Genomic DNA, 17,126 nt, shown 5'->3' with positions numbered 1-17,126 from the left:
ACGATTTATCCTTAGATAAATCACCCTGCACGTTTGGTTCGTCTTCTTTAATTTTCAAAGATCTTGTCGTTATCGCTCTCGCGACAACTATCTTAGTTTATCATTTCTTGTGAACTTTGTCAACACTTTTTCGAAACTTTTTTTCGTTCCTCTGTTAACTAGTCCCGCAAGAGACAACTTAATCATTCTATCATCTTCTGATGGGCTTGTCAACACTTTTTCGAAACTTTTTTTCGTTCTTCTATTAACTAGCCCCTCAAGAGACAACTCAATTATTCTATCATCTACTTTGGCAATTGTCAACAGGTTTTTGGGGGATTTTTTGGATTTTTTTATGAAATTTGGCGAAAAACCGAGAGACATACTAATCAGAGATTGTATATTTGTCTTCGTATGCCTCCAGTATATCAAAATTTTACCGGTCTTTATGTTTTTTGCGAAAATCTATGGCTACCTACTCATATTTTAGTAGACTGTCACAATACCCCGAAGTCATCGATTAATGAATTGTACAGTGGAGTTAAATATTTTTCTTCACTGTATCCTCTCAAAAGGAGAGCTTCATGTGCACAATCTAATAATGTCTTAGAAAAGTCTTTCACCATTCTTTGTTCTAAATCAGAAAGTTTTTTTCTCGAAAATTGTCTACGTAGCTTTGAATAATCTCTGCCAAATTCTTTAAAAAACTCTGTACATTCCAGAATGTCTTCTAATTTCACGAGATTGGTGAGCAGACCTAAATGAAAAGCTATGGGAGCAAATGTTGTTTCAAATGGTTGTGTACATGTACTTCGAAATTCAACAGTTCCTCGCTTGGTAAGCTCTTGATAGTGGTATGAGCGATGGTTTTTGAAATCATCTGCTTTCGGAACAAAGTAACATCTCTCGCCAGTTTCTGAATACGCTGCAAATTTTTCTTGCTCAAAAAAAGATTTGACAGTAATTGGTTTAAAATAATAATAGCAGTTATCCCTGATGACATAAAACATTGCGGACTCTTCTTGGTATTGACAATATTCTGCCTCAGTACGAAATTCCTCTGAATAGATACCAACGTTATTCTTTAAGAGGCCATGCATTGAATATTCCCAAAAATAATCCCTAGTAAGGGCCATATCATCCATATGATCGAATGGTGAATTTGCAAACAAAAACGCCTTCGCTGCTTCAATTTTATTAAACGCATTAATGACTCGTAAAAAGGATTTTCGACTCACATCAAACTGCACTTGATTTCCGCAAATAAAGCCAGCATATCCAGTATAGGGATGCATATTAGGTTTGCCTTCTCCTAGCTTGAGATAGTTCATCAACATCCTATATCGGCCCGTATCTACCGGTCTATTGTCATTATTTTCCCAATTGGGATTTATCCCTAACCCCTGCAATTCGTGTCCATTTTGGCGCAAATAATATTGAATATTCTCTAGATATTCTTTATGACGCTTTTCTACACTACCAATATTTTTTGCTTTTGCGAATGCAAATTCTAGTGTATTATACGTGACTTCAAATAGTATGAGGTCTCCCGACTCGTGCTGGAGTTCTATCGGATTTCCTCTATCATCTCTTTTGACGATGGTAAACCCATTTTGATTAGATATATGTCGCATCATATCTGTAGCCACTTGGATAGAAGTTGCTTTCCCTGAGATATTAACTATCGGATATTCTAATTCTACACCTATAAACAATTCTGGCTTTTCTTTAATGTTAGCAAAATAGTATTCTTCAAAACAATTGCCTAAGGATGTCATGTCCTCTCTATTCATTTTATAAGTATATCAAAATTTTTGAGCCAAATAAAAACGCCTGCTTACGAAATTATTCTATCTTAGAGTAATTTCGTAAACAAGCGTCCAATCAACATGATGAGTGTTACCGCTGAGACAAGCTCAGCGGTAGACCAGAGCTAGACTAAGAATCAGAATAGGATTCCATCATCATAACACTCAACAAAATTGATGATCTTATACAAGTTCGATAATTGCCATTGGTGCAGCATCACCACGACGTGGTTCAGTTTTGAGGATACGAGTATATCCACCATTACGTTCTGCATAACGAGGTGCAATTTCAGAGAACAATTTTTGAAGTGCTGTAGTAGAAGTGTACTTATCAGTTGCTTCATCATAGTTTTCAGATGCAATTTCGTTACGAACAAATGCTGCTGCTTGACGACGTGCGTGCAAATCACCACGTTTACCAAGTGTGATCATTTTTTCAACTGTTTTACGGATTTCTTTAGCACGAGCTTCAGTTGTAACGATTGATTCGTTGATCAAAAGGTCAGTTGTCAAATCGCGCAACATTGCTTTACGTTGTGAGCTAGTGCGTCCTAGTTTACGGTATGCCATGATTTCCTCCTATATTATTTATCTTTCTTCAATCCTAGACCCAAGTCAGCCAATTTAACCTTGACTTCTTCAAGACTCTTACGCCCAAGATTGCGCACTTTCATCATTTCTGGCTCAGTTTTCTCTGTCAAATCAAATACAGTATTGATTCCTGCACGTTTCAAACAGTTATATGAGCGAACAGAAAGGTCCAATTCCTCAATTGTACGATCAAGCATACGATCGTCAGAAGTTACTTCAGTTTCTTTCATTACTTCTGCAGATTTCGCAACTTCAGTCAAGTCTGTAAATAGACCCAAGTGCTCCATCAAAATGCGTGCAGAAAGACCCAGTGCATCTTCTGGAATAATTGTACCATTCGTATTGATTTCAAGCGTCAGTTTGTCAAATCCATCGTTGCTACCAACCCGAGCTGGCTCAACTTGGTAATTGACTTTTTTCACTGGCGTGTAGATAGAATCTACCGCAAGTGTTCCCACAGGTGCATCATCATTTTTATTGCCCTCAGCAGGTACATAGCCACGACCTGAATTTACAGTCAGAACAGCTTTAAATGTCGCCCCTTCAGCAATAGTAAATAGATAATGGTCAGGGTTTACAATTTCAATGTCACTATCTGTAAGAATATCTCCCGCTGTAACTTCAGCTGGACCTACCACATCAAGTTCAATCGTCTTTTCGTCTTCGACATAAGATTTTACAGCAATGCCTTTGATGTTAAGAATAATTTGCATAACATCTTCACGAACACCTGGAACTGTGTCGAATTCGTGGAGTACACCATCAATCTTGATTGATGTTACTGCAGCACCTGGAAGTGAGGCAAGAAGTACACGACGAAGAGAGTTACCAAGAGTTGTACCGTAACCACGTTCTAATGGTTCGATCACAAATCTGCCGTAATCTTTATTTTCATCAATTTTTGTTATTGTTGGTTTTTCAAACTCAATCATTTCTTACTCCCTCTTAAACGAAAAGCTGTGTATGGAATGTATGATTATACACGGCGACGTTTTGGAGGACGAGCACCATTGTGTGGTACAGGAGTCACATCACGAATTGCTGTTACTTCAAGACCAGCGGCAGCAAGAGCGCGGATAGCAGACTCACGACCTGAACCTGGGCCTTTAACGGTAACTTCAACTGTTTTAAGACCGTGTTCTTGTGCAGATTTAGCAGCAGCTTCAGCAGCCATTTGAGCAGCAAATGGTGTAGATTTACGAGAACCTTTGAAACCAAGAGCACCAGCTGATGACCAAGCAATAGCATTACCATGCACATCAGTAATCATAACAATAGTGTTATTAAATGTTGCGTGAATATGAGCAATACCAGATTCGATATTCTTTTTCACACGACGTTTACGTGTTGGTTTAGCCAATTTTTCTACCTCCTATATTATTTTTTCTTACCAGCAATCGCAACAGCTTTACCTTTACGAGTGCGGGCATTGTTTTTAGTGTTTTGTCCACGGACAGGAAGTCCACGACGGTGACGGATACCACGGTATGAACCGATTTCCATCAAACGTTTGATGTTCAAGTTAACTTCACGACGGAGGTCACCTTCAACTTTGATTGCATCAACTTCACGACGGATAGCATCTTCTTGATCAGATGTCAAGTCTTTTACGCGAACATCTTCTGAAATACCTGCAGCAGCAAGAATCTTCTTAGAAGTTGCGAGACCGATACCATAAACATAAGTTAATGAAATAACTACACGTTTGTCATTTGGAATGTCAACTCCAGCAATACGAGCCATGTTTTCTCCTTTCTATTTCTTAACCTTGACGTTGCTTGTGTTTAGGGTTTGCTGGGCAAATCACCATAACACGACCATTACGACGAATAACTTTGCAGTATTCGCAAATTGGTTTGACCGATGGTCTTACTTTCATGTTTAATCCCTCCAAGTATTTCGACTATTTAAAGCGGTATGTGATACGTCCACGTGTCAAGTCGTATGGACTAAGCTCAACAGTTACGCGGTCACCGACCAAAATACGAATGTAGTTTTTACGGATTTTACCTGAAACAGTTGCAAGGACTTGGTGTCCGTTCTCCAACTCAACAGTAAACATAGCATTTGGCATTGTATCGACTACTTTGCCTTCAATTTCAATCACATCTTCTTTTGCCATGCAAAAGTAACCCCTCTCTAAATATCGATTTGATGTCCTCTGAACACAGAGGTAACAATTATAAGTCAGACTAGGCTATTTTATCATCTTTGTATAAAAAATGCAAGCCAAATCTATTAGTTTATTGCAATTTTGATAGTACTGTATCAATTGCTTGGAAAACAAGGTCAATGTCTTGGTCACCTTCAATATCATGGACCAGCCCTTTTGCACGATAATGATCAATGATTGGCTGTCCTTGTGCGATATTGACCTCTAAACGACGTTTGACAGATTCTGGCTTGTCATCTTCACGTTGATAGAAGTCTTCCTCTTTGTAGTCTCCAACAGGTGGATTGAATACTTTGTGGAAAGTCTCTCCGGTTTCTTTATGAATAATACGACCGCTGAGACGCTCTACCAATTTTGAAGGATCAATCTCAATATTGATAACACCTTGCAACTCAATTCCTAAGTCAGCCAAATTTTCATCCAAGGCATGGGCTTGTTCAATCGTACGAGGATAGCCATCTAGTAAAAAGCCTTTTTCCTTGATGTCATCCTGAACCAAACGTTCTTTGACAATGCCATTAGTAACTTCATCAGGAACGAGGTCACCCTTATCAATGTACGACTTGGCAAGAATACCCATTTCAGTCTGATTGGCCATTGCTGCACGGAACATATCTCCTGTTGAGATATGAGCAACATTGAATTTCTCAACAATCTTGGCCGCTTGTGTCCCTTTACCAGCACCTGGTAAACCCATAATTAAAAGATTCATGACAAACTCCTTATTTTGTTTTCACATAAATTTGCCATTATTGACAAACTTATCTAAAAACAAAATAGAAGGTTGACTAGGTCAACCTATATTCTATTCTGTAATTTCTAAGAAACCTACATATTTTCTCTTAAGAAGGTAGCCTTCTAATTGCTTGATGCTTTCGATACTTGTAGAGATTACGATAATCAAACTTGTACCAAGGAACGCAATGCTTGAAGAAAGCCCAAAGAGATTTTGCGCAAGGATAGGCAACAAAGCTACAAAACTCAAGAAGAGTGCACCGATTACTGCCAATCTCGTCAATAATTTTGACAAAAACTGTTCAGTGCCATTACCAGGACGAACTCCATGGATATAGGCTGCACTTTTCTGAAGGCTTTCTGCAGTCTTCTCAGGATTTACTTGAACAAAAGTGTAGAAGAATGTAAAGGCAATAATTAAACCTGCATATACAATCATACCTTTAGCAGTTGAATAATCAAAGTATTCCTGAACCGTCAATAACCACCCGGCACTCTTATTTTGACTTGCGAAATATTGAATCAAAGAAGTTGGAACTGCAGTGATTGAGCCTGCAAAGATTACGGGAATGACTCCTGATGGATTCAATTTCAGCGGTAAATATGAGCTAGAAGGTGCTCCTTGTGCACGTTTTGTATATTGAATTGGTAATTTATATTCTGCTTGTTGTACAAAAGTTGTAAAATACACAACAAAGAATATTAATACGACGAGTGCAGCAACAAAGATTGCTGACTCCCCCAAACGACTTGATTCAATATTAACAAAGCGATCAATGTAAATCTCGTGAAAAGTTCCTGGTAGTGATGAAATGATACCCGCGAAGATGATCATTGATGTACCATTACCATAGCCCTTTTCAGAAATTTGTTCCCCCAACCAGGTTACAATAATCGAACCTGTTGTCAAAATTGATCCAATCAACAAATATGTTTGCCAATTTAATGGCATATTGGTCAATTTTGCACCAGACAAGGCATTAAAACCTGCTGTAATACCAATAGATTGAACAAATGCCAGTACCAAAGAAATGTAGCGTGTTGCCTGATTCAGTTTACGACGACCAACTTCACCTTGCTTACCCCATTCAACAAATTTAGGTAAAATATCCATTTGCAAAAGTTGAACAATGATGGAAGCTGTAATATAAGGACTAACACCTAGTGCGAAAACTGAGAAATTACGCATAGCATTTCCCGAAACCAAACTCAACATGTTCAAAAATGGAACGTTTGACAAGGCTTCAAGACTCTTTGCGTTTACTCCTGGTACTGTAATGTGGGTTCCTACACGGAAGACAAAAAGGATAAAGATAGTAAATAGAATTTTACTACGTACCAATTTTACCTTTAAGGCATCTTTTAAAAGTTTAAAAAACATAGGCGGTCACCTCTTAGATGACTTCTACTGAGCCACCTTTAGAAGTGATTGCTTCCTCAGCTGATTTAGAGAATTTCGCAGCTTTAACTGTCAATTTCTTCGTCAATTCACCGTTACCAAGAATTTTAATTCCTGATTTTTCAGCTTTAACGATTCCAGCTTCGATAAGCACAACTGGTGTTACTTCTGCACCATCTTCAAAAGCGTTCAATTGATCAAGGTTAACGATTGCGTACTCTTTGGCGTTGATATTTGTAAATCCACGTTTTGGAAGACGACGGAACAATGGAGTTTGTCCACCTTCAAAACCTGGGCGAACACCGCCACCGCTACGAGCTTTTTGACCTTTTTGACCACGGCCAGATGTTTTACCGTTACCTGATGATGTACCACGACCTACACGGTTGCGGACTTTACGAGAACCTGTAGCAGGTTGCAATTCATGAAGTTTCATTACTTAATTTCTCCTCTTTTATGTGCTAACGCCTGTGGAATACAAGAGTCTTTATCCACAAACTCGCTTATTTATTAAATTGACTAGAAGTCGCAAAGATTTCTCTATGCGACTTAGTCTATTTGTTAGATTATTTAACTTCTTCTACAGTTACCAAATGAGAGATAGCGTTAACCATTCCAAGAATAGCTGGGTTATCTTCTTTAACAACTGAAGAGTTCAATTTACCAAGTCCAAGTGCAACAACTGTTTTACGTTGTTCTGGTTTGCGACCGATTGGAGACTTAGTCAAAGTGATTTTAATTTGAGCCATGAGTATCTCCTTTCTTATGCTAAATCAGAAACTGAGATGCCACGAAGTGCAGCCACTTCTTCAGCACGTTTCAATTGTTTCAAACCTTCAACTGTTGCGCGAACGATGTTGATTGGTGTGTTTGAACCAAGTGACTTAGAAGTCACATCTGCGATACCTGCCAATTCGATTACGGCACGAGTTGCACCACCGGCAGCAACCCCAGAACCTTCTGAAGCAGGTTTCAACAATACACGAGCGCCACCAAATTCTGAGCGAACTTCGTGAGGGATTGTTGTACCAACCATTGGTACTTCAATCATGTTTTTCTTAGCAGATTCAACTGCTTTACGGATAGCTTCTGGTACTTCTTGAGCTTTACCAGTACCGAAACCTACACGACCGTTACGGTCACCAACAACCACAAGAGCTGCAAAACGAAGACGACGTCCACCTTTAACAACTTTTGTAACACGGTTGATGGCTACTACGCGTTCTTCAATTTCAACTGCGTTATCTTTGAATGCCATTTCTTAGTGTCCTCCCTATTAGAATTTCAATCCGTTTTCACGAGCTGATTCAGCCAAAGCTTTCACACGTCCGTGATAGAGATATCCACCGCGGTCAAAGACCACTTCAGAAATACCTTTAGCTACCGCGCGTTCAGCAACGAGTTTACCTACAACAACAGCTTGTTCTGTCTTAGTACCTTTTGAAACTTCTTTATCAAGAGTAGAAGCGCTTGCGAGCGTTACACCCGCTACGTCATCAATCACTTGAGCGTAGATGCCTGTATTAGAACGGAAAATGTTCAAACGTGGGCGAGCAGCAGTTCCAGAGATTTTACCGCGAACGCGACGGTGGCGTTTTTGGCGGATTTTGTTTTTATCTGGTTTTGAAATCACAATATTCACCTCTTAATGTATGATTCTGTTTCTTACGAAACAATTTGAGAAATAGTCAGCCAGGTGGCTAAGCCACCTCAGCAAGCTATTATTTACCTGTTTTACCTTCTTTACGGCGAACGAATTCACCAACGTAGCGGATACCTTTACCTTTGTATGGCTCAGGAGCACGAAGGCTACGGATGTAAGCTGCTGTTTGACCAACAACTTCTTTGTTGATACCAGACACGACGATTTGTGTTGGTGTTGGAACTTCAAATGTGATACCTTCTGGTGCAACCACTTCGTCTGGATGTGATTTACCAACAGCAAGTGTCAATTTGTTACCAGCCAATTGAGCACGGTAACCGACACCACGCATTTCAAGTTCTTTTTTGAAGCCTTCAGAAACACCAACAACCATGTTGTTGAGGTTAGCACGGCTAGTACCGTGAATAGTCTTCATTTCTTTTGAATCGTTTGGACGGTGAAGAGTTACTTCTGCACCTTCCACACGGATTTCAATAGCAGTTGGGAATTCACGAGTCAATTCCCCTTTAGGTCCTTTTACAGTTACCACGCCGTTGTTTTGAGCAAGCTCAACACCAGCAGGCAATGTAATTACTTTATTACCAATACGTGACATATTTTTTAATTCTCCTGTTAAATTATCAAGCCGTCTAGCGACTAGTTTTCACGGGGGCTCATGATACAGAGGGCGTTAAGAAGTCAAAGTAAAAATAGGAATCCTGACGCAGAAGCCTAAGCTTCGAGGAAGGATTGTCTTTTTTACACAGACTTTAGCCCGTGTTCGAATGAGCAGGTTTCATGATCGCATTTGAGAAGCAATCATGCTTTTAGGTTTCAATTTCTAAATGTGACAAGGCAGAGCGACGCAGGCTATACTCGAGTATGCCAAGACGCTCTAACACAGGCACATGACGAAATTGGAAGCTAAAAGATTACCAAACGTATGCGATAACCTCGCCACCAACGTTCTTTTGACGAGCTTGTTTGTCAGTCAAAAGACCTTCTGATGTTGAGATGATTGCGATACCAAGTCCGTTAAGAACTTTTGGAATATCTTCACGTTTTGAGTAAACACGAAGACCTGGTTTTGAAACGCGTTTCAAGTTAGTGATAACTTTTTCACCGTTTGGTCCATATTTCAAGAATACACGGATGATACCTTGTTTGTCATCTTCGATGAATTCAACGTTTTTTACAAAACCTTCGTTTTTAAGGATTGTAGCAATACCTTTTTTGATATTTGATGCAGGTACTTCAAGCACTTCGTGTTTTGCTTGGTTAGCGTTACGAATACGTGTCAAAAAATCTGCAATTGGGTCAGTCATAACCATTTGTTGTTTCTCCTCTTACTAGCAGTTTGATTGGATCACTTGCTAGTTAATTCATGATACAAAGGGCGCTAAAAAGCCAAAGTGAAAATAGAAAACTTGACGTAGAAACTTTGGTTTCTAGGAAAGTTTGCACCTAATGGTAGCCACATTCGTAATTCAGCCAAGGCTGAAACGACTGCGTCTCTTTTTTCACACAGGCTTTCGCCCGTGTTCAAATCGGCAAGCAAACTTTGTATCGGGGTTGTTTTAATTGAGTTCGAGCTACAAGCTTAGCAAAGAAGATAGATTTTCCTAGAAGTAAACTTCGTCGTAAAATCTCCTATCTTTGCGTTGGCAGCTAAACGCTCTCACATCTTATCTTACCAAGAAGCTTTTGTTACGCCAGGAATTTGTCCAAGGTAAGCCAAGTCGCGGAAGCATACACGGCACAATTTGAATTTGCGGTAAACTGAGTGTGGACGTCCACATTTTTCACAGCGTGTGTAAGCTTGTGTAGAGAACTTAGCTGGGCGTTTGTTCTTAGCGATCATTGATTTTTTAGCCATTTATTCTCTCCCTCTTATTTTGCAAACGGCATACCAAGGCCAGTAAGCAATGCACGTGATTCTTCGTCAGTGTTAGCAGTTGTAACGATAACGATATCCATACCGCGAGTTTTATCAACATCGTCGAAGTTGATTTCTGGGAAGATCAATTGCTCTTTCACACCAAGTGTGTAGTTACCACGTCCATCAAATGACTTAGTTGGTACACCGTGGAAGTCACGTACACGTGGAAGTGAAACTGTAACCAATTTGTCCAAGAACTCATACATACGTTCGCCACGAAGAGTTACTTTCGCACCGATTGCAACACCCTCACGAAGACGGAAGCCGGCGATTGATTTCTTAGCTTTAGTGATAAGTGGTTTTTGACCTGAGATCAAAGCCAATTCTTGAGCAGCTTTCTCAAGGTTTTTAGCGTTAGAAACAGCGTCACCAACACCCATGTTCAAAACGATCTTATCAACTTTTGGCACAGCCATAACTGAAGAATAGTTAAATTGTTCAGTCAAAGCAGGAACTACTTCATTAAGATATTTTTCTTTTAAACGATTTGCCATTATACTTCTCCTTTCCTTCGTGATTAATCAAGCACTTCGCCTGATTTTTTGTTGTAGCGAACTTTTTTGCCGTCTACAAACTTGTAACCAACGCGTCCTGCAACACCATTTTTGTCAAGAACTTGAACGTTTGACACATGGATTGGTGCTTCTTTTTCAACGATAGCACCTTGAGGGTTTTCGCTATTTGGTTTTTGGTGTTTCTTAACGATGTTAACACCTTCAACAATAACTTTGTTTACTTTTGGAAGTGCTGTTACAACAAGAGCTTCAACGCCTTTGTCTTTACCAGCGATTACGCGAACTTTATCGCCTTTTTTTACAAACATTTGATTTCTCCTATAATTTCTTACGCCCTAATGGGCACCCTGTTACTCTTGTGAGATAACAGGGGACTTAGTTTGTTAGATTCTTAATTAAAGTACTTCTGGTGCCAATGAAACGATTTTCATGAAACCGCCGTCACGCAATTCGCGTGCCACTGGGCCAAAGATACGAGTTCCGCGAGGTGTTTTATCTTCACGGATGATAACTGCAGCATTCTCATCGAATTTGATGTATGAACCATCAGCACGACGAGCACCTGTCTTAGTACGAACGATAACGGCTTTTACAACGTCACCTTTTTTAACCGCACCACCAGGAGTAGCTTGTTTTACTGAAGCAACGATGATGTCGCCGATGTTCGCGAATTTACGTCCTGAACCACCAAGAACTTTGATTGTCAAGATTTCGCGTGCGCCACTGTTGTCAGCAACTTTCAAACGAGTTTCTGTTTGAATCATGTCAATTTTCTCCTTTCAGGTTGATTAAATGATAACTGCCTCTTCCACAACTTCTACAAGACGGAAACGTTTTGTAGCTGAAAGTGGGCGAGTTTCCATGATACGAACGATATCGCCTTCTTTAGCAACATTGTTTTCATCATGAGCTTTGTACTTTTTAGAGTAGTTAATACGTTTACCATAGACTGGGTGGTTACGTTTAGTTTCAACTACAACTGTGATTGTTTTGTCCATTTTGTCAGATACTACGCGTCCAACAAGAACTTTACGATTATTGCGTTCCATTGAAATTCTCCTTTCCCAATCTATTATTTAGTTTCTGATTGCACAGTTTTGATACGTGCAATTTGTTTCTTCACTTCGTTCAAACGAGCAGTTTGCTCAAGTTGACCAGCAGCAGCTTGGAAACGAAGTTCGAAGAGTTCTTTCTTCAATTCGTTTTCTTTCTTAGCAAGTTCTTCTTGAGAAAGGCCACGAAGTTCTTTTACAAAATCTTTAATTTCTTGAAGTTTCATGTCTTCTCCTTATTCTGCTTCACGTTTTACGAATTTAACTTTAACTGGCAATTTGTGACCAGCAAGGCGGAATGCTTCACGTGCGATTTCTTCAGAAACGCCAGCTACTTCAAACATAACCTTACCGCGTTTAACTGGAGCTACCCAACCTTCAGGAGCACCTTTACCAGAACCCATACGTACACCGATAGCTTTAGCAGTGTATGATTTGTGTGGGAAGATCTTGATCCAAACTTTACCACCACGTTTCATGTAACGCGTCATAGCGATACGGGCAGCTTCGATTTGGCGGTTTGTAATCCATGAGCTAGTAGTTGCTTGAAGACCGTATTGACCAAAGTCTACTTGTTTTCCACCTTTAGCTTCACCGCGCATTTTTCCACGGAATTCACGACGGTGTTTTACACGTTTAGGTACTAACATTTGTTATTTACCTCCTTTAGTGTTTTTACGAGCTGGAAGAACTTCACCACGGTAGATCCATACTTTAACACCAAGTTTACCGTAAGTTGTCAAAGCTTCTTCCCAAGCGTAGTCGATATCCGCACGAAGTGTATGAAGAGGAACAGTTCCTTCTGAGTAGCCTTCTGCACGGGCAATATCAGCACCGTTCAAACGACCAGAAACTTGTGTTTTGATACCTTTTGCACCAGCGCGCATTGCACGTTGGATAGCTTGTTTTTGAGCACGGCGGAATGCCACACGTTGCTCCAATTGACGAGCGATTGACTCACCAACAAGGTGTGCATCCAAATCAGGTTGTTTGATTTCGATGATGTTGATGTGTACTTGCTTACCAGTCAATTTGTTCAATTGAGCACGAAGTGCATCAACGTTGCTACCAGCTTTACCGATAACCATACCTGGTTTAGCAGTGTGGATAGAAACGATTACTTTGTTTACAGCACGTTCGATTTCGATTGTTGATGTTGACGCATCAGCCAATTCTTTTTTGATAAAGTTGCGGATTGCAAGATCTTCATGAAGGTAATCCGCGTATTCTTTTTCAGCATACCATTTAGCATCCCAATCACGGATGATGCCAACACGCATACCAATTGGATGTACTTTTTGACCCACGTTTTTACCTCCTTATTTCTCTGCCACAACTACAGTGATGTGAGCTGTGCGTTTGTTGATTGGTGAAGCAGAACCTTTCGCACGTGGACGGAAACGTTTCAATGTTGGTCCTTCGTTTGCGAATGCTTCGCTGACTACCAAGTTAGCTTTTTCCAAACCAAAGTTGTTTTCAGCGTTAGCGATTGCTGAGTTCAAAACTCCCTCGATAATGCCTGCAGCTTTGTTTGGTGTGAATTTCAAGATTGCGATTGCGTCTGCTACGCTTTTGCCACGGATGTTATCCAAGACAAGACGTGATTTACGAGGTGAAACACGTACTGTGCGAGCAGTTGCTTTAGCTGAAGTAATTTCTGCCATTGTGTTTTCCTCCTAAATTATTTACGACGAGTTTTCTTGTCGTCAGCAGCATGACCTTTGTAAGTACGAGTTGGTGCAAATTCACCAAGTTTGTGACCTACCATGTCTTCTTGAATGTATACAGGTACGTGTTTACGTCCATCGTAAACTGCGATTGTATAACCGATGAAACTTGGGAAGATCGTTGAACGACGTGACCAAGTTTTAATTACTTTTTTCTTTTCGTCGTTTGCTTGAGCTTCAACTTTTTTCATCAAATGCTCATCGACGAAAGGTCCTTTTTTAAGACTACGTCCCATTTTAGTGTTTTCTCCTTTAAAATATGTACCACAGCGGCTTGGGAGCTGGACAGAACCCCAGTTACCGTGTTCGTTGTCCTGCCCCCGCACAGTTGATTAGGAGTTTCGACGTAGCTAAGCTACTAGAAACTGCAATCAACCACTGCGTCAAACTGGCATTTCAATCAAACTGAGGTGCTGGAATAGTCAGTCCATGACAAACCCTACCGAGTTGGCGGATGATATAGAATGCTAAGCAACTAAGAATAGATTATTTTTGGTTGCGACGACGAACGATAAGTTTGTCAGATTTAGCTTTCTTGTTACGAGTTTTCAAACCAAGAGCTGGTTTACCCCATGGTGTAGATGGTGCTTTACGACCAACTGGTGCTTTACCTTCACCACCACCGTGTGGGTGATCGTTAGGGTTCATTACAGAACCGCGAACTGTTGGACGGATACCTTTCCAACGGCTACGACCTGCTTTACCAAGGTTAACAAGGCCATGTTGTTCGTTACCTACAGTACCAACAGTAGCACGGCAAGTACCAAGGATCATACGAACTTCACCTGATTGAAGGCGAACAAGAACGTATTTACCTTCTTGACCAAGAACCTGTGCAGATGCACCAGCAGCACGAACCAACTCACCACCGCGACCTGGTTTCAACTCGATGTTGTGAACAACAGTACCGACTGGGATGTTTGCAAGTGGAAGTGCGTTACCAACTTTGATATCTGCTTCTGGGCCTGAAACGATGCGTTGACCAACTTCAAGACCTTTAGGAGCAATGATGTAAGCTTTAACACCGTCTGTGTAGTGTACAAGAGCGATGTTTGCTGAACGGTTTGGATCGTACTCGATAGTTTTAACGATTGCTTCAACGCCATCTTTGTTACGTTTGAAGTCTACCAAACGGTAGAAACGTTTGTGACCGCCACCTTGGTGACGAACAGTGATGCGACCGTTGTTGTTACGACCAGCTTTGCTCTTCAACGCAACAAGCAAGCTTTTTTCTGGAGTGCTTGTTGTGATTTCAGCGAAGTCCAAAGAAGTCATGTTACGACGGCCATTTGTCGTTGGTTTATAAACTTTAATACCCACGTTAATTCCTCCTTTGATTATTCAGCGTCAGCTGTAGCGAACAATTCGATCGCTTTTGAATCAGCAGCCAATGTGATGATTGCTTTTTTCACTTTGTTTGTGCGACCTACATAACGACCTACGCGTTTTGTTTTAGGTTTCACGTTGATTGTGTTAACATTTGCAACTTTAACACCCTCAAATGCAGCTTCAACAGCTTGCTTGATCAAGAGTTTGTGTGCACGAGTGTCAACTTCAAATACATACTTGCCTGCTTCGAGTTGGCCCATTGAGCTTTCTGTGATGACAGGTTTTTTGATAACATTATACAAATTCATTATGCAAGAACCTCCTCAATTTTAGAGATAGCTGCTTGAGTTACAAGAAGTTTGTCTGCATTTGCGATGTCAAGTACGCTTGCAGTTGTTGCAGTTGCAACTTTAACTCCTGGGATGTTACGAGCAGAAAGAGCTGCGAATTCGTTGCCTTCTTCAAGAATAACAAGGACTTTAGAATCAATGCTCAATGCTGCAAGTGCTTTTGCAAATTCAGCAGTTTTTGGAGCTGTGAATTCAAGTGAGTTAACAGCTACAAATTTGTTTTCAGCAACTTTTTCTGAGTAAACAGATTTAAGTGCCAAGCGACGAACTTTTTGTGGAAGTTTGTACGCGTATGAACGTGGAGTTGGTCCGAAGACTACGCCACCGCCACGCCATTGTGGTGAACGGATAGAACCTTGACGAGCACGTCCAGTTCCTTTTTGACGCCATGGTTTGCGTCCGCCACCTGAGACTGCTGAACGGTTTTTAACTGCGTGAGTACCTTGACGAAGGCTAGCACGTTGGCTGATGATCACATCAAACACAACTGCTTGGTTTGGCTCGATACCAAAGATCGCATCGTTAAGAACTACTTCACCAGCTTGTTTACCAGTTTGGTCAAATAATGTTACGTTTGCCATTTCGACTGATTTCCCCTTTCCTTATTATTTACCAGCTTTAACTGCTGACTTGATAGTGATAAGAGATTTCTTAGCACCTGGTACGTTACCTTTGATAAGGATAACGTTCTTTTCTGGAACAACTTGTACAACTTCAAGGTTTTGAATTGTTACACGGTTGCCGCCCATGCGACCTGCAAGGTTTTTACCTTTGAACACACGGCTAGGTGCAATAGGACCCATAGAACCTGGACGACGGTGGTAACGAGAACCGTGAGCCATAGGACCACGTGATTGACCGTGGCGTTTGATAACACCTTGGAAACCTTTACCTTTAGATGTACCAGTTACATCAACAACATCACCAGCTGCGAAAGTTTCAACTGTAATTTCTTGTCCAACTTCCAAGCCTTCAATGTTTTTGAATTCACGAATGAAGCGCTTAGGAGCTGTGTTAGCTTTAGCTACATGGCCTTTGGCAGGTTTGTTGCTCAATACTTCACGTTTGTCATCAAAACCAACTTGAACTGCTGCATAACCGTCAGTTTCAACTGTTTTCACTTGAAGAACAACGTTTGGAGTTGCTTCGATGACAGTAACAGGGATAAATTCACCAGATTCAGTGAAGATTTGAGTCATTCCCACTTTTTTCCCTAAGATTCCTTTTGTCATGAGAAAAATATTCCTTTTCTTATTTTATAGTTAAAAAGTTTTTAACGAGCGTTTTTTATGCTCAAAATCAATTAAAGTTTGATTTCTACGTTTACACCACTTGGAAGATCCAATTTCATCAAAGCATCAACTGTTTTTTGAGTTGGATTGATGATGTCGATCAAACGTTTGTGTGTACGCATTTCGAACTGCTCACGAGAATCTTTATACTTGTGAGTCGCACGGATGATTGTGTAGAGGCTACGTTCTGTTGGAAGTGGAACTGGACCTGCTACTTGAGCACCTGTACGTGTTGCAGTTTCAACGATTTTTGCAGCTGCTGTATCAAGTGTACGGTGTTCGTACGCTTTCAAGCGGATGCGGATTTTTTTGTTTGCCATCTTTGTCTCCTTTTCGTCTATTTAAGATAATAGGCTAGCTCCACAAGAAAACCAACACGGGTCGCGTGGCAATGCAACCGAGCGTGTCGCAACCTCTTGCATCAAAGCTACAGCCGTAATTTTTACGGCACTAGAACATGATATCAAAAAACTCCTGCATGTGCAAGAGTTTTTACTTAAAAATTCAAAAATTTTATCCATGCTAAATTCCCAAAGTAAGTTCTAGTCTGTCTTAAAAACTGGAAATTAGACTGAGACAAAGAAATAAGGTAGAA

Annotated in this window: 30 protein-coding genes; all 30 read right to left on the bottom strand. The window is 40.5% G+C overall.

Going from position 1 to position 17,126, the window contains the following annotated elements:
* Positions 1-476 precede the first annotated feature (476 nt).
* Entirely contained in the window at positions 477-1,772 is a 1,296-nt protein-coding gene (locus SST111_RS00240; RefSeq protein ID WP_257211338.1) for a glutamate-cysteine ligase family protein, read from the bottom strand.
* Positions 1,773-1,970: 198 nt separating this feature from the next.
* The gene (gene rplQ, locus SST111_RS00235; RefSeq protein WP_000331493.1) at positions 1,971-2,357 is read right to left on the bottom strand and encodes a 50S ribosomal protein L17; all 387 of its coding nucleotides are present in this window, start codon (positions 2,355-2,357) and stop codon (positions 1,971-1,973) included.
* 14 nt (positions 2,358-2,371) lie between these two features.
* Positions 2,372-3,310 carry a DNA-directed RNA polymerase subunit alpha gene (locus SST111_RS00230; RefSeq protein WP_099809600.1) on the bottom strand — a complete coding sequence of 313 codons (939 nt, stop codon included), beginning with the start codon at positions 3,308-3,310 and terminating at the stop codon, positions 2,372-2,374.
* Between the two features lie 44 nt (positions 3,311-3,354).
* Positions 3,355-3,738 (bottom strand): 30S ribosomal protein S11, encoded by a 384-nt coding sequence (gene rpsK, locus SST111_RS00225; RefSeq protein ID WP_057491590.1) that lies wholly within the window; start codon positions 3,736-3,738, stop codon positions 3,355-3,357.
* A 17-nt stretch (positions 3,739-3,755) separates the two neighbouring features.
* Complete coding sequence (rpsM, locus tag SST111_RS00220) at positions 3,756-4,121, bottom strand: 30S ribosomal protein S13 (protein WP_002936622.1); 366 nt, start codon at positions 4,119-4,121, stop codon at positions 3,756-3,758.
* Between the two features lie 19 nt (positions 4,122-4,140).
* Entirely contained in the window at positions 4,141-4,257 is a 117-nt protein-coding gene (gene rpmJ, locus SST111_RS00215; protein ID WP_001808836.1) for a 50S ribosomal protein L36, read from the bottom strand.
* 24 nt (positions 4,258-4,281) lie between these two features.
* The gene (gene infA / locus SST111_RS00210) at positions 4,282-4,500 is read right to left on the bottom strand and encodes a translation initiation factor IF-1 (RefSeq protein WP_002936627.1); all 219 of its coding nucleotides are present in this window, start codon (positions 4,498-4,500) and stop codon (positions 4,282-4,284) included.
* Positions 4,501-4,621: 121 nt separating this feature from the next.
* Positions 4,622-5,263 carry an adenylate kinase gene (locus SST111_RS00205; RefSeq protein WP_002936630.1) on the bottom strand — a complete coding sequence of 214 codons (642 nt, stop codon included), beginning with the start codon at positions 5,261-5,263 and terminating at the stop codon, positions 4,622-4,624.
* A gap of 93 nt (positions 5,264-5,356) precedes the next feature.
* Positions 5,357-6,667 (bottom strand): preprotein translocase subunit SecY, encoded by a 1,311-nt coding sequence (gene secY / locus SST111_RS00200; RefSeq protein ID WP_099809599.1) that lies wholly within the window; start codon positions 6,665-6,667, stop codon positions 5,357-5,359.
* Between the two features lie 13 nt (positions 6,668-6,680).
* Positions 6,681-7,121, bottom strand: coding sequence for a 50S ribosomal protein L15 (rplO, locus tag SST111_RS00195; protein WP_002936637.1), 441 nt, complete (start codon positions 7,119-7,121; stop codon positions 6,681-6,683).
* Positions 7,122-7,251: 130 nt separating this feature from the next.
* Positions 7,252-7,434, bottom strand: a complete 183-nt coding sequence (rpmD, locus tag SST111_RS00190; protein WP_002936638.1) for a 50S ribosomal protein L30 — start codon at positions 7,432-7,434, stop codon at positions 7,252-7,254.
* A 14-nt stretch (positions 7,435-7,448) separates the two neighbouring features.
* Positions 7,449-7,943: a 30S ribosomal protein S5 gene (gene rpsE, locus SST111_RS00185; protein WP_002936639.1), complete on the bottom strand. Its 495-nt coding sequence runs from the start codon at positions 7,941-7,943 to the stop codon at positions 7,449-7,451.
* Between the two features lie 18 nt (positions 7,944-7,961).
* Positions 7,962-8,318: a 50S ribosomal protein L18 gene (gene rplR, locus SST111_RS00180; RefSeq protein WP_002936641.1), complete on the bottom strand. Its 357-nt coding sequence runs from the start codon at positions 8,316-8,318 to the stop codon at positions 7,962-7,964.
* Positions 8,319-8,406: 88 nt separating this feature from the next.
* A complete protein-coding gene (gene rplF / locus SST111_RS00175) occupies positions 8,407-8,943 on the bottom strand; it encodes a 50S ribosomal protein L6 (RefSeq protein WP_004195502.1) in 537 nt (178 codons plus the stop codon).
* A gap of 316 nt (positions 8,944-9,259) precedes the next feature.
* Entirely contained in the window at positions 9,260-9,658 is a 399-nt protein-coding gene (gene rpsH / locus SST111_RS00170) for a 30S ribosomal protein S8 (RefSeq protein WP_002936647.1), read from the bottom strand.
* Between the two features lie 359 nt (positions 9,659-10,017).
* On the bottom strand, positions 10,018-10,203 hold the full coding sequence (locus SST111_RS00165) for a type Z 30S ribosomal protein S14 (RefSeq protein ID WP_002936651.1): 186 nt from the start codon (positions 10,201-10,203) through the stop codon (positions 10,018-10,020).
* Positions 10,204-10,217: 14 nt separating this feature from the next.
* Positions 10,218-10,760: a 50S ribosomal protein L5 gene (gene rplE, locus SST111_RS00160; protein WP_002936653.1), complete on the bottom strand. Its 543-nt coding sequence runs from the start codon at positions 10,758-10,760 to the stop codon at positions 10,218-10,220.
* Between the two features lie 23 nt (positions 10,761-10,783).
* The gene (gene rplX, locus SST111_RS00155; protein WP_014637292.1) at positions 10,784-11,089 is read right to left on the bottom strand and encodes a 50S ribosomal protein L24; all 306 of its coding nucleotides are present in this window, start codon (positions 11,087-11,089) and stop codon (positions 10,784-10,786) included.
* A gap of 87 nt (positions 11,090-11,176) precedes the next feature.
* Complete coding sequence (gene rplN / locus SST111_RS00150; protein WP_004195497.1) at positions 11,177-11,545, bottom strand: 50S ribosomal protein L14; 369 nt, start codon at positions 11,543-11,545, stop codon at positions 11,177-11,179.
* Positions 11,546-11,569: 24 nt separating this feature from the next.
* Complete coding sequence (gene rpsQ, locus SST111_RS00145) at positions 11,570-11,830, bottom strand: 30S ribosomal protein S17 (protein ID WP_000440801.1); 261 nt, start codon at positions 11,828-11,830, stop codon at positions 11,570-11,572.
* A 23-nt stretch (positions 11,831-11,853) separates the two neighbouring features.
* Complete coding sequence (gene rpmC, locus SST111_RS00140) at positions 11,854-12,060, bottom strand: 50S ribosomal protein L29 (RefSeq protein WP_002936659.1); 207 nt, start codon at positions 12,058-12,060, stop codon at positions 11,854-11,856.
* Positions 12,061-12,069: 9 nt separating this feature from the next.
* A complete protein-coding gene (rplP, locus tag SST111_RS00135; protein WP_002936660.1) occupies positions 12,070-12,483 on the bottom strand; it encodes a 50S ribosomal protein L16 in 414 nt (137 codons plus the stop codon).
* A gap of 3 nt (positions 12,484-12,486) precedes the next feature.
* On the bottom strand, positions 12,487-13,140 hold the full coding sequence (gene rpsC / locus SST111_RS00130) for a 30S ribosomal protein S3 (RefSeq protein ID WP_002936661.1): 654 nt from the start codon (positions 13,138-13,140) through the stop codon (positions 12,487-12,489).
* Positions 13,141-13,152: 12 nt separating this feature from the next.
* Entirely contained in the window at positions 13,153-13,497 is a 345-nt protein-coding gene (gene rplV, locus SST111_RS00125; RefSeq protein WP_002936662.1) for a 50S ribosomal protein L22, read from the bottom strand.
* 17 nt (positions 13,498-13,514) lie between these two features.
* Positions 13,515-13,796 (bottom strand): 30S ribosomal protein S19, encoded by a 282-nt coding sequence (gene rpsS, locus SST111_RS00120; RefSeq protein ID WP_000533766.1) that lies wholly within the window; start codon positions 13,794-13,796, stop codon positions 13,515-13,517.
* A 250-nt stretch (positions 13,797-14,046) separates the two neighbouring features.
* Positions 14,047-14,880 (bottom strand): 50S ribosomal protein L2, encoded by an 834-nt coding sequence (gene rplB / locus SST111_RS00115; RefSeq protein ID WP_002936663.1) that lies wholly within the window; start codon positions 14,878-14,880, stop codon positions 14,047-14,049.
* A gap of 17 nt (positions 14,881-14,897) precedes the next feature.
* Positions 14,898-15,197, bottom strand: a complete 300-nt coding sequence (locus SST111_RS00110) for a 50S ribosomal protein L23 (protein ID WP_099809598.1) — start codon at positions 15,195-15,197, stop codon at positions 14,898-14,900.
* A complete protein-coding gene (gene rplD / locus SST111_RS00105; RefSeq protein ID WP_099809597.1) occupies positions 15,197-15,820 on the bottom strand; it encodes a 50S ribosomal protein L4 in 624 nt (207 codons plus the stop codon). Before rplD ends, SST111_RS00110 begins: the two co-directional genes overlap by 1 nt.
* Positions 15,821-15,844: 24 nt before the next feature.
* Positions 15,845-16,471, bottom strand: coding sequence for a 50S ribosomal protein L3 (gene rplC, locus SST111_RS00100; protein WP_004195488.1), 627 nt, complete (start codon positions 16,469-16,471; stop codon positions 15,845-15,847).
* Positions 16,472-16,542: 71 nt separating this feature from the next.
* Positions 16,543-16,851: a 30S ribosomal protein S10 gene (rpsJ, locus tag SST111_RS00095; protein ID WP_002939332.1), complete on the bottom strand. Its 309-nt coding sequence runs from the start codon at positions 16,849-16,851 to the stop codon at positions 16,543-16,545.
* Between the last annotated feature and the right edge of the window lie 275 nt (positions 16,852-17,126).

Origin of the sequence: Streptococcus suis YS161 (genome assembly GCF_002760245.1) — a bacterium.
GTDB lineage: Bacteria > Bacillota > Bacilli > Lactobacillales > Streptococcaceae > Streptococcus > Streptococcus suis_I.
The sequence above is the reverse complement of the archived record's forward strand: the minus strand, read 5'-3'. Positions and strand labels throughout refer to the sequence as shown.

Bases quoted from the DNA above. Each gene is read 5' to 3' on its own strand.
- SST111_RS00240 (WP_257211338.1), bottom strand. From the start codon at position 1,772: ATGAATAGAGAGGACATGACATCCTTAGGCAATTGTTTTGAAGAATAC.
- SST111_RS00110 (WP_099809598.1), bottom strand. From the start codon at position 15,197: ATGAATTTGTATAATGTTATCAAAAAACCTGTCATCACAGAAAGCTCA.
- SST111_RS00230 (WP_099809600.1), bottom strand. From the start codon at position 3,310: ATGATTGAGTTTGAAAAACCAACAATAACAAAAATTGATGAAAATAAA.
- rplP (WP_002936660.1), bottom strand. From the start codon at position 12,483: ATGTTAGTACCTAAACGTGTAAAACACCGTCGTGAATTCCGTGGAAAA.
- rplV (WP_002936662.1), bottom strand. From the start codon at position 13,497: ATGGCAGAAATTACTTCAGCTAAAGCAACTGCTCGCACAGTACGTGTT.
- rpsM (WP_002936622.1), bottom strand. From the start codon at position 4,121: ATGGCTCGTATTGCTGGAGTTGACATTCCAAATGACAAACGTGTAGTT.
- rpsS (WP_000533766.1), bottom strand. From the start codon at position 13,796: ATGGGACGTAGTCTTAAAAAAGGACCTTTCGTCGATGAGCATTTGATG.
- rpmC (WP_002936659.1), bottom strand. From the start codon at position 12,060: ATGAAACTTCAAGAAATTAAAGATTTTGTAAAAGAACTTCGTGGCCTT.
- rplE (WP_002936653.1), bottom strand. From the start codon at position 10,760: ATGGCAAATCGTTTAAAAGAAAAATATCTTAATGAAGTAGTTCCTGCT.
- infA (WP_002936627.1), bottom strand. From the start codon at position 4,500: ATGGCAAAAGAAGATGTGATTGAAATTGAAGGCAAAGTAGTCGATACA.
- rplX (WP_014637292.1), bottom strand. From the start codon at position 11,089: ATGTTTGTAAAAAAAGGCGATAAAGTTCGCGTAATCGCTGGTAAAGAC.
- rplN (WP_004195497.1), bottom strand. From the start codon at position 11,545: ATGATTCAAACAGAAACTCGTTTGAAAGTTGCTGACAACAGTGGCGCA.
- rplF (WP_004195502.1), bottom strand. From the start codon at position 8,943: ATGTCACGTATTGGTAATAAAGTAATTACATTGCCTGCTGGTGTTGAG.
- rpsQ (WP_000440801.1), bottom strand. From the start codon at position 11,830: ATGGAACGCAATAATCGTAAAGTTCTTGTTGGACGCGTAGTATCTGAC.
- rpsJ (WP_002939332.1), bottom strand. From the start codon at position 16,851: ATGGCAAACAAAAAAATCCGCATCCGCTTGAAAGCGTACGAACACCGT.
- rpsH (WP_002936647.1), bottom strand. From the start codon at position 9,658: ATGGTTATGACTGACCCAATTGCAGATTTTTTGACACGTATTCGTAAC.
- rpsE (WP_002936639.1), bottom strand. From the start codon at position 7,943: ATGGCATTCAAAGATAACGCAGTTGAAATTGAAGAACGCGTAGTAGCC.
- rplQ (WP_000331493.1), bottom strand. From the start codon at position 2,357: ATGGCATACCGTAAACTAGGACGCACTAGCTCACAACGTAAAGCAATG.
- SST111_RS00205 (WP_002936630.1), bottom strand. From the start codon at position 5,263: ATGAATCTTTTAATTATGGGTTTACCAGGTGCTGGTAAAGGGACACAA.
- rplC (WP_004195488.1), bottom strand. From the start codon at position 16,471: ATGACAAAAGGAATCTTAGGGAAAAAAGTGGGAATGACTCAAATCTTC.
- rpmD (WP_002936638.1), bottom strand. From the start codon at position 7,434: ATGGCTCAAATTAAAATCACTTTGACTAAGTCTCCAATCGGTCGCAAA.
- rplD (WP_099809597.1), bottom strand. From the start codon at position 15,820: ATGGCAAACGTAACATTATTTGACCAAACTGGTAAACAAGCTGGTGAA.
- secY (WP_099809599.1), bottom strand. From the start codon at position 6,667: ATGTTTTTTAAACTTTTAAAAGATGCCTTAAAGGTAAAATTGGTACGT.
- rpmJ (WP_001808836.1), bottom strand. From the start codon at position 4,257: ATGAAAGTAAGACCATCGGTCAAACCAATTTGCGAATACTGCAAAGTT.
- SST111_RS00165 (WP_002936651.1), bottom strand. From the start codon at position 10,203: ATGGCTAAAAAATCAATGATCGCTAAGAACAAACGCCCAGCTAAGTTC.
- rplO (WP_002936637.1), bottom strand. From the start codon at position 7,121: ATGAAACTTCATGAATTGCAACCTGCTACAGGTTCTCGTAAAGTCCGC.